The sequence below is a fragment of the Pseudomonas sp. SBB6 genome (genome assembly GCF_024213215.1).
Taxonomy (GTDB): Bacteria; Pseudomonadota; Gammaproteobacteria; order Pseudomonadales; family Pseudomonadaceae; genus Aquipseudomonas; species Aquipseudomonas donghuensis.
Map to the genome: position 1 here is coordinate 63957 of NZ_JANAVH010000001.1, position 11556 is coordinate 75512.

Genomic DNA, 11556 nt, shown 5'->3' on the forward strand with positions numbered 1-11556 from the left:
CAGTACACCACTCAAAATAGTTGATCCAGCACCGTTGGGCAGGCTCAGCCGGCGATCAGACCGTACCAACGCAAGAATGGCAGCGCGCTGGAAGGGCGCTTGAGGAAGGCCTCGACGCCGGTCTGAATGGGACGCGCAGCACCGGGCGCAAACAATTCATCCTGCAGCTCGCGACCAGTCTGCCGATTGAGCAGACCTTCCTGTTCAAATCGACTGAACAGATCGAAGGCATAGACATCTGCCCAGAGATAGCCGAAGTAGCCCGCGTCATAACCGGCAACCAGGTGATCGAAGGCATGCAATGGGCGCTCAAAGTCAGCCAGCGGCCAGGCGCCTGCTTCAACGAAACTGTCTTCGACCCGTTGCAGGACACTGCGCCCATCATCGGGATTGCCATGCAGATCGAGATCGAACAATGCCTTGGCCAGATCGACCGCCAACTTCGCACGCTCCTGCGCCTGCAGTTGATCCAGGAAAGTCTGCATTGCCTCGACAGTCAGTGGCTTGCCGCTCTGGTAGTGGGCAGATATATCGGCCAGATACTGCGCCGACCAGCACCAGCGCTCCAGCAACTTGCTGGCAATCTCGAAACCACCCGGCCCCAGTTTCTGTATATCACCCAGGTGATAGTTTGAGGTGCGCACCATAAGGTGATGGAGGCAGTGGCCAAACTCGTGGAACAACTTGCACAGGTCCAGATGGCTCAACAGTGGCGGCGCAGTACCTTGACCGGGTGCAACATTGGTAAACGCCGCTGCGGCACTCTGGTGATACTTGCCTTCGGCGTCGATATGCCGATTCCAGATGTAAAAAGTCCAGGCACCGTCAGAAGGCTTGCCTTCCCTGCCAATCGCATCTATGTACAGGTAGCCCAATAAAGCGTGGTCCTGCACGACTTCAAACAGGCGAACGCCAGGATCCCAAGTAGCAACTGCCGGCACCTTGGTCAGCACCAGGCCAAAGAGCCTGTGGGCGAGATCAACCAATGCCTTTACAACCGTATCCAGAGAGAAGCAGGCCCGCACATCATCTTCTGACAATCTCAATGGTGTGTGGTCCATCTGCTTGCGCATATAAGCAACATCCCAGGGCTGAAAGGGGGCCAGACCCTGTTGCTGCGCAGCATTTTGCAAATGCTGTCTTTCCCGTTCCAACCCCGGCCGAGCCTGGCGGGCCAGGTCTTTGAGGAACGCCAGAACCCGCTCCGGTGATGCGCCTCCTTTAAGCTGCAAGTTGTACTGGGCAAAGCTGTCGAAGCCGAGCAAACGCGCCTTTTCCTGCTTTGCCTTGGCCAATGCCTGCAACACCCCGGCATTATCGAAGTCCGGGTCAGGGCTTGCACCCCGGGTCAGGTAGGCTCGATAGACCTGCTCCCGCAAATCCCGGTCCTGCGCACGCTCGATAACTGCCAGGTATGGCGCCTCTTCGAGGCTAATCAGCCACCCGTTCAAGTTCCTGTCTGTTGCCGACGCAGCCATCGCGGCCTTATCCAGTTCGGGTACTCCCAGCAATCGCTGCTCATCCATGACATGCAGACTCCAGTCGTCACTGGAGCGGTTCACGTTTTCGACGAACGTATCTTGCAGCATGCTGATCCGCTGCTCGAGCGCCTGTACACGTTCGCTTTGCACGTTACTCAAGTGCGCGCCTGATAATCGCGAGGATGTGATCGTTCGTTGCAACGCCGCTTTGCTTTGCCAATCCAGGTTCATGCCATGAGCGCTACCGGCAAGACGCTCGTACAAACTCAGTAACTCTACGTTTTGCAACTTTTCCGCAAAGTAGGCTTGCACCAGATCCCAGCATTGATAAGCAACCGTCTGCCACTCTCCTGGGCGATAACTCAGAGGCGCGATGTTGTAGAACGTGTTGTTCAGGCGGGCGTCCAGGGCATCAACGGCCAACACCAGATCATCCCAGGTGGGGAGTTCACGTTGATCGGCGATGATGGCGTGCAGCGCTGCACGGTTATCGGCAATGACCTGTTCGATCGCTGGTTGCAGATGCTCAATACGCACCGCCGCATAATCGATCAGTTCAGCATGATTCAGGAAGGGATTATCATCGTTCATGGCAATGTCCAGAGCGCGGGGTTTTAGCCCGCTACTCTGGTTTGCCGCCGCCGCTCGTTGGCACTAATTAACTAGCACCCAAGCCAATAAGCGCCATTACTCTGTGGGCTTCTTCAGCTTCGGATTAGGGAAGAACTGCACCGTCTGCACCGTGGCCGCGGCAGGCTTCACCTCGACCTTGTTGACCCGGGTACCCAACTCCTTGGGCACCGACAGCCCCTGTTCGTTAAGGGTGTCGGAAAACCCGCAGGCCACGCACTCACGGTGCGGAACGCTGTCTTCGCTCCACATCATCAGTTTGTCCGGCTCGCTGCACGCCGGGCAGACCGCCCCGGCGATAAAGCGTTTTTTCGTTATCACAGGCCCATCACTCATGCCGCCACTTCCTCACTCAAGCCACTATGGCGCAAGAGTGCATCGATTGATGGCTCGCGGCCACGGAAGTCGACGAACAGCAGCATCGGCTCCTGGGAACCACCACGGGCCAGGATCGCTTCGCGGAACGCGCGACCGGTGTCGGCATTGAGCACGCCTTCTTCTTCGAAGCGCGAGAAGGCGTCGGCCGACAGTACTTCAGCCCACTTGTAGCTGTAGTAACCGGCCGCATAACCACCGGCGAAGATATGCGCAAAGCTGTTGGGGAAGCGGTTGTACGCAGGTGGGCGCATGACCGAGACCTCGTCGCGCACGCCTTCGAGCACTTGCAGTACACCGCGGTCGTCGCCGTGGCTGGCGTGCAGTTCGAAGTCGAACAGCGAGAATTCCAGCTGGCGGACCATCATCAGCCCGGACTGGAAGTTCTTCGCCGCCAGCATCTTCTCCAGCAAATCCTGGGGCAGGGCTGCGCCAGTTTCGTAGTGACCGGAAATCAGCGCCAGGCCTTCAGGCTCCCAGCACCAGTTTTCCATGAACTGGCTCGGCAGCTCGACCGCATCCCAGGCCACACCGTTGATACCGGAAACACCGGCATGCTCGATACGGGTCAGCAGGTGATGCAGGCCATGGCCGAACTCGTGGAACAGGGTGGTGACTTCGTCATGGGTCAGCAACGCCGGCTTGCCGGGGGCGGCCGGGGTGAAGTTGCACACAAGGTTGGCCACCGGGCTCTGCAACTGGCCGTCAGCGGTCAGGCGACGATCGCGGGCGCCGTCCATCCAGGCACCGCCGCGCTTGTTGGCACGGGCATAGAGGTCGAAGAAGAAGCGCCCGACGTGCTGGCCGTGCTCCTTGATTTCGAACAGGCGCACGTCCGGATGCCAGCTGTCGAAGCCTTGCAGCTCGGCAATCTCGATGCCGTACAGGCGCTGGACGATGGTGAACAGGCCAGTCAGCACCTTGTCGATCGGGAAGTAGGCGCGCAGGGTTTCCTGGGAAACGCTGTAGCGCTGTTCACGGAGTTTCTCCCCGTAGAAACCGCTGTCCCAGCTCTGCAGGTCCGGGCACCCCTGCTCGGCGGCATAGGCCTTGAGCTGGGCCAGGTCCTGGGTGGCAAACGGCTTGCTGCGTTTGGCCAAGTCACGCAGGAAGCTCAGCACCTGGTCGCTGGACTCGGCCATCTTGGTCGCCAGGCTCAGCTCGGCGAAGTTCTTGTAGCCCAGTAGCTCAGCCAGTTCCTGACGCAGGTCAAGGATCTCGCCCATCACCGGACCGTTGTCGAACTGGCCGGCGTTAGGGCCCTGATCGGAGGCGCGGGTGCAGTAGGCGGCATAGATTTCTTCGCGCAGGGCGCGGTCTTCGGCGTAGGTCATCACCGCGTAGTAGCTGGGGAATTCCAGGCTGATCAACCAGCCATCGAGGCCCTTGGCCTGGGCGGCGGCGGCCATCTGTGCCTTGGCCGAGTCAGTCAGGCCGGCCAGTGCCGCTTCGTCGGTGACGTGCTTGGTCCAGGCCTGGGTGGCGTCCAGCAGCTGGTTGGAGAAGCGGCTGCCCAGTTCGCTGAGCTTGCTCTGCACTTGCGCATAACGTTGTTGCTTATCGGCCGGCAGGTCGATACCCGACAGGCGGAAGTCACGCAGGGCGTGTTCGAGAATTGTCTTTTGCGCCACATCGAAGCCGGCGGCTTCGGGGCTGGCGATCAACGCTTCATAGGCCTGGAACAACTCACGGTTCTGGCCCATTTCAGTGGCGTAGGCACTTAAAGCCGGCAGGCAGGCCTCGTAGGCTTCACGCAGTTCGGCGCTGTTGCACACGGCGTTGAGGTGGCTGACCGGGCTCCAGGCGGCGCCCAGGCGGTCGTTGAGTTCGTCCATGGCCAGGATCAGGCCGGCCCAGCTTGGGTGCTTACCCTGGGCCTGGAGGATGTCGGCAATGGCTTCACGGTTGTCGGCCAGGATCTGTTCAATCGCCGGCTGCACATGCTCGGCACGGATCGCCGAGAAGGGCGGCAAGTCATAAGACTGCAGAAGCGGGTTGTTCGCACTCACGGTTAAACACCTTGGCAGAAGAAACACTTCCCCATCTTAATTACAATCGACGCCGACCGCAGCCCTATCCATACCAAAGAGAATTCCGATCATGGCCATCCGCAGCTTCCAGCATCACACACCCCGGCTTGGCGAGCGTGCCTTTGTCGACCGCAGCGCCGTGGTGCTGGGCGATGTCGAGATCGGCGCCGACAGCTCAGTGTGGCCATTGACAGTGGTGCGCGGCGATATGCACCGAATCCGCATCGGTGCGCGCACCAGCGTGCAGGACGGCAGCGTGCTGCACATCACCCACGCCGGGCCGTTCAACCCGGAAGGCTTCCCGCTGTTGATCGGCGATGAGGTAACCATTGGTCACAAAGTCATGCTCCACGGCTGCACCCTGGGCAACCGCATCCTGGTCGGCATGGGCAGCACCATCATGGATGGCGCCATCGTCGAAGACGAAGTGATCATCGGTGCCGGCAGCCTGGTGCCGCCGGGCAAGCGCCTGGAAAGCGGCTTTCTCTATGTCGGCAGCCCGGTCAAGCAGGCCCGCGCCCTGACCGAAAAGGAGCGCGCGTTCTTCCCCTACAGCGCCGGCAACTACGTCAAACTCAAGGACCAGCACCTGGCCGAAGGCTATCACCTGCCCGAGTGAACCTGTCCACAGCCCTATTCGAGACTGCCATGCACCAGCAAAACATCCTCTTCGACCTCGACGGCACCCTGACCGATCCGCGCTTGGGCATCACCCGCTCGATCCAGTACGCACTGGCCAAGCTCGGCATCGACGAGCCGGACCTGACGCGCCTGGAACACTTCATCGGCCCGCCGCTGCTGCAGGCATTCATGCAGTTCTATGATTTCGATGAAGCCAAGGCCTGGGCCGCGGTGAATTTCTACCGGGAGCGATTCAAGGTCACCGGCCTGTACGAAAACCAGGTCTTCGACGGCGTCAGCGAACTGCTCGAATCCCTGCAAGGGCAGGGGCGCACCCTGTACATTGCCACCTCCAAACCCTGGGAGTTTGCCCGCGAGATCGCCCGCCATTTCGATTTCGCCAAGCACTTCAAGGTGATCTACGGCAGCGAGCTGGACGGCACCCGCACCAACAAAATCGAACTGATCCGCCACCTGCTGGCCGAAGAGGCCCTGGACCCGGCGCAAACCCTGATGATCGGCGATCGCAAGCACGACCTGATCGGGGCGCACAGCAACGGCCTGGAAGCGGTAGCGGTCGGCTATGGCTTTGGCAGCCATGAAGAGCTGACGGCGGAACAGCCGGCTTATCACTTTACGACCGTGAACCAGTTGCACCAGGCGTTTCAGCGCAGCTGAGAAACCGATCGCGGGTCAAGTCGAGTCGCCGCGCCGCCGCTCCTGTAGGAGCGGGCTTGACCCGCGATGCTTTTCAGCGCCTGCTGGCGTTGTTCAATTGGCAGCCGCCCCAAGGCTTCTACCCGCTGGTAGAACACCTGCCAATCGCCACCCACCTCGACAAACAGCTGTGCAAACGCCGGTACCCACTGGTCATACAGGCCAAAGGGAAGCAATTTGGCATTGTTCATCGGGGCATTGATCCAGGCGTCATAGCGCCCGCGCCCGCCCCATTGGCTATCGCGCAAGGTTCGATACTCACCGCGCAGGCGTTCGAACTCAGCCTGCTTGCCTGCGCGCTTGGCGGCTTCGGTCAGCGGCGCCGCATACAAGGCCTTGAGCCGCTCGCGGCTGGCCAGTACCAGCCCGATGAACTGGTCGCGCTGCCGGCTGCCATCCTCGGCCAGCACCGGCAGCCCCCGCGCCGCGCGCCACTGGCGGGTGCCTTCCTGTTCGACGAAGGTGGCGAAAGACTCATTGAACGCGGTGTCGTCCCGCACATAGAGCCGTTGGTGGGCCAACTCATGGAAGATCACCGTGGCCAGGCGTTCATCGCCCCAGCCAAGCATGGAGCTGAGGATCGGATCGTCGAACCAACCCAGGGTGGAGTAGGCCTCAACACCGCCGACATAGACATCCAGCCCTTGCTGCTTCTGTAATGCCGCTGCCCCGCGCGCCGCGCCCTGCTTGTAATAACCGCGATAGGCGACGCAACCGGCGATCGGGAAGCAGTGGGTTTGCGGCTCCAGTGAAAACTCCGGCGTGGCAAATACGTTCCAGACCACGAAGGGCCTGCCAATGTCGGCATACACCCGGTAACTGCGGTTGTCCGGCAGCTTCAGCTGTGCGCTGGCGAAGGCCCGGGCCTGTTCGGCCTTGAGCAGGTGCTGACGCAGTTTGCTGTCGGTGGCCGGATTGGCAACCAGGTCGGCAACCGGCTGGCGCGCCTGCAACAGCTGCCACTGACCGCTGGCCAGTTGCCCGTAGTAACTGACACTGGCACAACCGTTCAGCAGCCCGAAGGCCAGCAAGGGAACCAAGTAGCGCAAAATGTGGTCGAGTGCCCCATGACTTGAGCGCAACAAAAGAAATAGTCGAAGCATTCGCGTCCCGTCATTCGCTCAAGTACTCATCAGCTTCAAGACTATCCTGCCCGGCTGGAGTTTTGCCATGCGTACACTGCTTGTCATCAGCGGTATTGTGCTTCTGTCCGGCTGCGCCGGCCTGCCTGCCCCCGACCCCAACCAGGCCTGGATCGACCTCGCATCGGGCCAGGACGACACCCTGCATGCCGTGGAAGTGGACGAACGCGCCTGGGCCGACAAACGCTATTTCGAGGTACCGCCAGGCAGTCATGAGCTGACCGTGCGCTACCTGTTCCCGGTCAATCCAAGCAATATCGGCCCGGTCGACGAGCCGCTGTGGCGCGATTGCCAGCTGCATGTGAAGTTCAAGCATTTCAGCGCCGGCCAGCGTTATCAGCTTGAGGCCGGCAGTATCGGTTTCCGCCCTTGGGCCAAGCTCTATGACGAACAGCGCAATGTGGTTGGCAAAGGCCTGCCGGCGGGCTGCCAGCGTACCTGAAGGCGTGAATGGCGCTATGCTTATGCTTTGTAACCCGCACGCCGGAGTTCGCCATGCGCCAGCCTATGATGCTGCTCGCAATCAGTACCCTGGGAGCTTGCGCCAGCCCCCTGCCCCCTGTGGACAACAAGCAGGCCTGGGTCGACCTTTACACCATCACACCGGGCAAAGTGGTGATGGCCGAGCGACTTGACGGAAAACGCCTGACTGATGGTCGGTTCTTTCAGGTTACGCCCGGTGCCCACGAGCTGGTGGTGAGGTTCGATTATGAAATCTATTCCGGTGGGTTCAGTACCGACCCGACCGAGCGCACCTGCTACCTGACGATCAAGTTCGCTCACTTCAAGGCGGGGCAGCGCTACCGTCTGGAAGCCCGCGCCCCGGCCATGCAGCCCAGCGCCTACCTCTATGATGCCCAGCGCAACGTAGTGGCCGAAGAGTCGAACGACGTGTTCTGCACACCCTGACGCCTAGCGATCATTGTTCTGGTAGATGATCTTCTTGGTGCCGTTTTCGCAGCTGCCGACCACCATGTTCTGGTCTTTGACTTCGTCATTGCTGACGATTTCCAGGGTGTAGGAACTCACGTTGTTAGCCTGGATCTTGGCTTCGATCTCAGCCTTGAGCTCTTCACAGTTTTTCGGCGCGGCCAGCGCGGACGTTGCCAGCAGCGAAGCCAGCACAGCGATTGCAACACGGATCATGGGACAGCTCCTTGTGACAGCAGATGTTCTAGCGACCCTCATTTGACCACAACAAGCGCGCTACGGTTCTGCCTTGGCTCAGCAGCATCGCGTCCAGGCAGACCCTCGAAGCGGGTCTTGAATCCATAAGGAGTCTGTTTAAGGGTGCCACTTTCAGTGGACAGCAGGCCCTTGCCATCCTGCACGCCACCTTGCCAGCGCCTCGCCTTAATTTCAGAGCCCCCTGACACAGGCAAGTTCAGACAGATTACAAACCCTGGCATTGATTCCTGCAGATGTGCCCATACAGAGCTAGAAAGGCCGTTGGGTTATTTCGGCCAATCGACTGCCCCGGAGGCTCAAACGCCCATGAAGCAACTTGCGGATATCAAGATCTCCACCCTTGACCTGGTGCCGGTACGTGCCGACAGCGGCCCAGCGCAGTCTCTACGCAACTCCCTGGACCTGGCGCAACACGTCGAAAAATTCGGCTACAACCGCTTCTGGGTGGCCGAGCACCACAACATGGACGGCATCGCCAGTTCCGCAACTTCAGTGCTGCTCAGCTACCTGGCCGGTGGTACGTCAACCATTCGTGTGGGCGCCGGCGGGGTGATGCTGCCCAACCATGCACCGCTGGTGATCGCCGAACAGTTCGGCACCCTGGCCAGCCTGTATCCCGGGCGTATCGACCTGGGCCTGGGCCGCGCGCCGGGCTCCGACCAGATGACGGCCCGCGCGCTACGCCGCGAACGCTCTGGCAGTGCCGACGACTTCCCCGATGATGTCGAAGAACTGGTGCGCTACCTGGGGCCGCGCACGCCCGATCAGAAGGTCATCGCCGTACCCGGGTACGGTACCGAGGTGCCCATCTGGTTGCTGGGTTCGAGCTTGTTCAGCGCGCAACTGGCCGGCATGCGCGGTTTGCCCTACGCCTTCGCCTCGCATTTCGCTCCGCGTTACCTGCACGAAGCGATTCGCGTGTACCGCAACCACTTCCAGCCTTCGGCCGTGCTCGACAAGCCCTACGTTATGCTCGGCGTGCCGCTGGTGGCTGCCGAGACGGATGAACAGGCTGATTACCTGGCCACCTCGGTGTATCAGCGCATCCTCGCCCTGATGCGCGGGCAAAGCCTGGTGCAGCGTCCGCCGGTAGCGACCATGGACGGCCTGTGGCTGCCCCATGAGCGTGAAGCGGTGGGCAGTTTCCTTGGCCTGGCGATGGTCGGGAGCCCGCAGAAGATCCGCGCCAAGCTTGAGGTGTTGCTGGAGCAGACCGAGGCGGATGAGCTGATCTTTACCTGCGACCTGTATGAGCATGCGGACCGAATTCGCTCGTATGAGCTGCTTGCCCAAACGGTTTTGGGCCGCTGAAAGCCCTATCGCGGGGCAAGCCCGCTCCTACGTTGGAGCGGGCTTGCCCCGCGATGGCTTCAACACCGTCACCCGCGCTTGTAGACAATTTCCTTGGTGCCGCCTTCGCAGCTACCGACTACCTTGCCGCCCGCAGCAGCGCCTTTATCGACGATTTCCAGGGAATAGCCGCTGACACCCTTGGCATCGAGCTTGGCGGCTATTTCAGCCTTGAGTTCTTCACACGGCTTGCCAGCAGCCAGCGCAGTACCCGCCAACGTCATCAAACCAATCGCTACTACCAACTTCTTCATCGATCGCTTTCCTTGTTCAGATCAAAATAGAGAAGGGCGCCAGGCAGGCCGGGCGCCTCAGGACTGTGTAACGCAATTGACCCGCACAAGCCAGTGTCACCGCTTCAGCTGTTGACGATGCGAAAGCCCACCTTGAGCGTGACCTGAAAATGCGCGGCCTTGTTGTCCTTGATATGGCCACGGGTGTCGACCACCTCGAACCACTCAAGATGCTTGATGCTCTTGCCTGCCTCGGCCAGGGCGTTGTTGATCGCCTCTTCAATGGAGGTAGGCGAGGAGCCGACGAGTTCGATTTTCTTGTAGGTGTGGTGATCAGACATGGGCAATCTCCTTTTTGAATGTCAGATAGAGCCTAGCAGCGCTGGGCTGTTTTACCTGCGAAGGGTAAATGCCACTAAAAGTTCGACTGCACTTTCTCAACACCCTGTAGTCGGAATCTACACAGCTCAACTCAACCTTGAAGGAGAGTCACCATGGCCAACACCTCGCTGCGTAAAGCTTCACTGCAAAGCATGGAAGCGGAAATCGAAAGCCTGCTCAAGTCACTGGAAAGCCTCAAGGACGATGCCTCGGATGAGTCGCGCAAAACCCTGAAGACGCTCAAGAGCAATGCCGAGAATGCCCTGCGCCATTCACGCCACCTGCTCAGCGATGCCTACGAAGAAGTCAAAACCAAAACCCGCGAGACCAGCCTGGCGACCCGCGACTATGCCCAGGAACACCCGTGGACCACCGCCGGTGTCGCTGTCGGGGCCCTTGGCTTGCTGGCGGCATACCTGCTGTGCAGACGCGGTAACTAAGCGGCCTGGCGCGCAAGTTCCGCGCGCAACCAGCCAGCCAATTGCTCGGCGCGCCCATCTGCGGCGCGTCGCGGCACCCACAGGGCCAGCGCCGCCTGGGTTTCACAAAACCCCCAGGGCGCAGCCAGGCGCCCGCCACGCAAGTCATCAGCGACCAGCGGCTGCGGCGCTATCGCCACCCCCAGCCCCGCCACTGCCGCCTCCAACAAGTAATACAGATGCTCGAAATCCTGCCCATAGCGCAGCGCCTGGGGGTCGATACCCTGCTGCGCGGCCCAGTTTGGCCAGGCTTGTGGGCGCGAGGTGGTCTGCAGCAGCGTTTCCGCCAGTAGCGCCTGCGCAGGCGCCCGCTGCAAGCGGTTGAACCCGGGAAAGTGCGGGCTGAGCACCGGGCCGATGCGCTCTTGGGCCAGCACGTGCACCTGCATATCCGCAGGCCACGGCGGCTCGGCAAACACCAGTAGCGCATCCAGCCCGGGGCGGCGCGGGTCAAGATCACCTTCACCGGCGGACAGGTGCAGGCGCAGTTCTGGCAAGTCCGCCTTGAGCCGGCCCAGTCGCGGGATAAACCAGCGCGCCAGCAGGCTGCCGGAGCAACCGAGGACAAACGGCGCATCGGCGCTGCTCTGGCTGATTTCTGCACAAACCCCGCGCAAGCGCTCGAAAGCATCGCTGCTGGCATCGCGTAGGCGCACGCCGGCATCTGTGAGTTTAAGGCCGCGTCCTTCTTTGACGAACAGCGCCACGCCAAGATGCTCTTCAAGCACCTTCAACTGACGGCTCACTGCGCCATGAGTAACATGCAGCTGCTCGGCTGCCTGGCTGACACTGTTGAGCCGGGCGGTGGCTTCAAAGGCCCGAAGGGCATTGAGGGGAGGCAGGTCCTGGCGCATAACGTGTGAGTTTTCCTGACATGTTGTCGCAATCTTATCGGTTTTCAGCTGCGCGTGTCGTGGTTAGAGTAAAGC

14 protein-coding genes and 1 pseudogene are annotated in these 11556 nt (G+C 60.7%); 6 read left to right on the forward strand and 9 right to left on the reverse strand.

What is annotated here, in order from left to right; genetic code table 11:
* Positions 1 to 44 precede the first annotated feature (44 nt).
* From NLX68_RS00320 to prlC, 3 genes are all read right to left on the reverse strand, one after another.
* Positions 45 to 2072 (reverse strand): M3 family metallopeptidase, encoded by a 2028-nt coding sequence (locus tag NLX68_RS00320; RefSeq protein ID WP_254282060.1) that lies wholly within the window; start codon positions 2070 to 2072, stop codon positions 45 to 47.
* 96 nt (positions 2073 to 2168) lie between these two features.
* The gene (locus tag NLX68_RS00325; protein WP_254282062.1) at positions 2169 to 2447 is read right to left on the reverse strand and encodes a YheV family putative zinc ribbon protein; all 279 of its coding nucleotides are present in this window, start codon (positions 2445 to 2447) and stop codon (positions 2169 to 2171) included.
* The gene (gene prlC, locus NLX68_RS00330; RefSeq protein ID WP_254282064.1) at positions 2444 to 4495 is read right to left on the reverse strand and encodes an oligopeptidase A; all 2052 of its coding nucleotides are present in this window, start codon (positions 4493 to 4495) and stop codon (positions 2444 to 2446) included. The genes NLX68_RS00325 and prlC overlap by 4 nt, the downstream gene beginning before the upstream one ends.
* A gap of 91 nt (positions 4496 to 4586) precedes the next feature.
* Between prlC and NLX68_RS00335 the strand changes: the two genes are divergently transcribed.
* Together NLX68_RS00335 and NLX68_RS00340 are read left to right on the forward strand one after the other, a co-directional pair.
* Positions 4587 to 5135, forward strand: coding sequence for a gamma carbonic anhydrase family protein (locus NLX68_RS00335; protein WP_254282066.1), 549 nt, complete (start codon positions 4587 to 4589; stop codon positions 5133 to 5135).
* Positions 5136 to 5164: 29 nt separating this feature from the next.
* Positions 5165 to 5815 (forward strand): HAD family hydrolase, encoded by a 651-nt coding sequence (locus NLX68_RS00340; RefSeq protein ID WP_254282068.1) that lies wholly within the window; start codon positions 5165 to 5167, stop codon positions 5813 to 5815.
* Here the strand turns inward: NLX68_RS00340 and NLX68_RS00345 are convergent.
* On the reverse strand, positions 5803 to 6939 hold the full coding sequence (locus tag NLX68_RS00345) for an aminopeptidase (RefSeq protein WP_254282643.1): 1137 nt from the start codon (positions 6937 to 6939) through the stop codon (positions 5803 to 5805). The two genes, NLX68_RS00340 and NLX68_RS00345, sit on opposite strands and share 13 nt — an antisense overlap.
* An 85-nt stretch (positions 6940 to 7024) precedes the next feature.
* On the opposite strand from NLX68_RS00345, the gene NLX68_RS00350 reads away from it, so the two are divergent.
* Together NLX68_RS00350 and NLX68_RS00355 are read left to right on the forward strand one after the other, a co-directional pair.
* Complete coding sequence (locus tag NLX68_RS00350; protein ID WP_254282070.1) at positions 7025 to 7438, forward strand: hypothetical protein; 414 nt, start codon at positions 7025 to 7027, stop codon at positions 7436 to 7438.
* 53 nt (positions 7439 to 7491) lie between these two features.
* Positions 7492 to 7905, forward strand: a complete 414-nt coding sequence (locus tag NLX68_RS00355) for a hypothetical protein (RefSeq protein ID WP_010222663.1) — start codon at positions 7492 to 7494, stop codon at positions 7903 to 7905.
* 3 nt (positions 7906 to 7908) lie between these two features.
* On the opposite strand, the gene NLX68_RS00360 is transcribed toward NLX68_RS00355, so the two are convergent.
* Positions 7909 to 8142: a DUF1161 domain-containing protein gene (locus tag NLX68_RS00360; protein WP_254282072.1), complete on the reverse strand. Its 234-nt coding sequence runs from the start codon at positions 8140 to 8142 to the stop codon at positions 7909 to 7911.
* Between the two features lie 86 nt (positions 8143 to 8228).
* Positions 8229 to 8384 (reverse strand): annotated as a pseudogene (locus NLX68_RS00365) (OsmC family peroxiredoxin); the annotation flags it as partial.
* 106 nt (positions 8385 to 8490) lie between these two features.
* On the opposite strand from NLX68_RS00365, the gene NLX68_RS00370 reads away from it, so the two are divergent.
* Positions 8491 to 9495, forward strand: coding sequence for an LLM class flavin-dependent oxidoreductase (locus NLX68_RS00370; protein WP_254282075.1), 1005 nt, complete (start codon positions 8491 to 8493; stop codon positions 9493 to 9495).
* A 68-nt stretch (positions 9496 to 9563) separates the two neighbouring features.
* On the opposite strand, the gene NLX68_RS00375 is transcribed toward NLX68_RS00370, so the two are convergent.
* Positions 9564 to 9788, reverse strand: a complete 225-nt coding sequence (locus NLX68_RS00375) for a DUF1161 domain-containing protein (RefSeq protein ID WP_254282077.1) — start codon at positions 9786 to 9788, stop codon at positions 9564 to 9566.
* A 104-nt stretch (positions 9789 to 9892) separates the two neighbouring features.
* Complete coding sequence (locus tag NLX68_RS00380; RefSeq protein ID WP_010222667.1) at positions 9893 to 10108, reverse strand: dodecin; 216 nt, start codon at positions 10106 to 10108, stop codon at positions 9893 to 9895.
* A gap of 153 nt (positions 10109 to 10261) precedes the next feature.
* Between NLX68_RS00380 and NLX68_RS00385 the strand changes: the two genes are divergently transcribed.
* Positions 10262 to 10588 (forward strand): YqjD family protein, encoded by a 327-nt coding sequence (locus tag NLX68_RS00385; protein ID WP_254282079.1) that lies wholly within the window; start codon positions 10262 to 10264, stop codon positions 10586 to 10588.
* Here the strand turns inward: NLX68_RS00385 and NLX68_RS00390 are convergent.
* Entirely contained in the window at positions 10585 to 11481 is an 897-nt protein-coding gene (locus tag NLX68_RS00390) for a LysR family transcriptional regulator (RefSeq protein WP_254282081.1), read from the reverse strand. The genes NLX68_RS00385 and NLX68_RS00390 overlap by 4 nt on opposite strands.
* Between the last annotated feature and the right edge of the window lie 75 nt (positions 11482 to 11556).

Bases quoted from the DNA above. Each gene is read 5' to 3' on its own strand.
- NLX68_RS00380 (WP_010222667.1), bottom strand. From the start codon at position 10,108: ATGTCTGATCACCACACCTACAAGAAAATCGAACTCGTCGGCTCCTCG.
- NLX68_RS00385 (WP_254282079.1), top strand. From the start codon at position 10,262: ATGGCCAACACCTCGCTGCGTAAAGCTTCACTGCAAAGCATGGAAGCG.
- NLX68_RS00340 (WP_254282068.1), top strand. From the start codon at position 5,165: ATGCACCAGCAAAACATCCTCTTCGACCTCGACGGCACCCTGACCGAT.
- NLX68_RS00335 (WP_254282066.1), top strand. From the start codon at position 4,587: ATGGCCATCCGCAGCTTCCAGCATCACACACCCCGGCTTGGCGAGCGT.
- NLX68_RS00325 (WP_254282062.1), bottom strand. From the start codon at position 2,447: ATGAGTGATGGGCCTGTGATAACGAAAAAACGCTTTATCGCCGGGGCG.
- NLX68_RS00390 (WP_254282081.1), bottom strand. From the start codon at position 11,481: ATGCGCCAGGACCTGCCTCCCCTCAATGCCCTTCGGGCCTTTGAAGCC.
- NLX68_RS00375 (WP_254282077.1), bottom strand. From the start codon at position 9,788: ATGAAGAAGTTGGTAGTAGCGATTGGTTTGATGACGTTGGCGGGTACT.
- NLX68_RS00360 (WP_254282072.1), bottom strand. From the start codon at position 8,142: ATGATCCGTGTTGCAATCGCTGTGCTGGCTTCGCTGCTGGCAACGTCC.
- NLX68_RS00370 (WP_254282075.1), top strand. From the start codon at position 8,491: ATGAAGCAACTTGCGGATATCAAGATCTCCACCCTTGACCTGGTGCCG.
- NLX68_RS00350 (WP_254282070.1), top strand. From the start codon at position 7,025: ATGCGTACACTGCTTGTCATCAGCGGTATTGTGCTTCTGTCCGGCTGC.
- NLX68_RS00320 (WP_254282060.1), bottom strand. From the start codon at position 2,072: ATGAACGATGATAATCCCTTCCTGAATCATGCTGAACTGATCGATTAT.
- NLX68_RS00355 (WP_010222663.1), top strand. From the start codon at position 7,492: ATGCGCCAGCCTATGATGCTGCTCGCAATCAGTACCCTGGGAGCTTGC.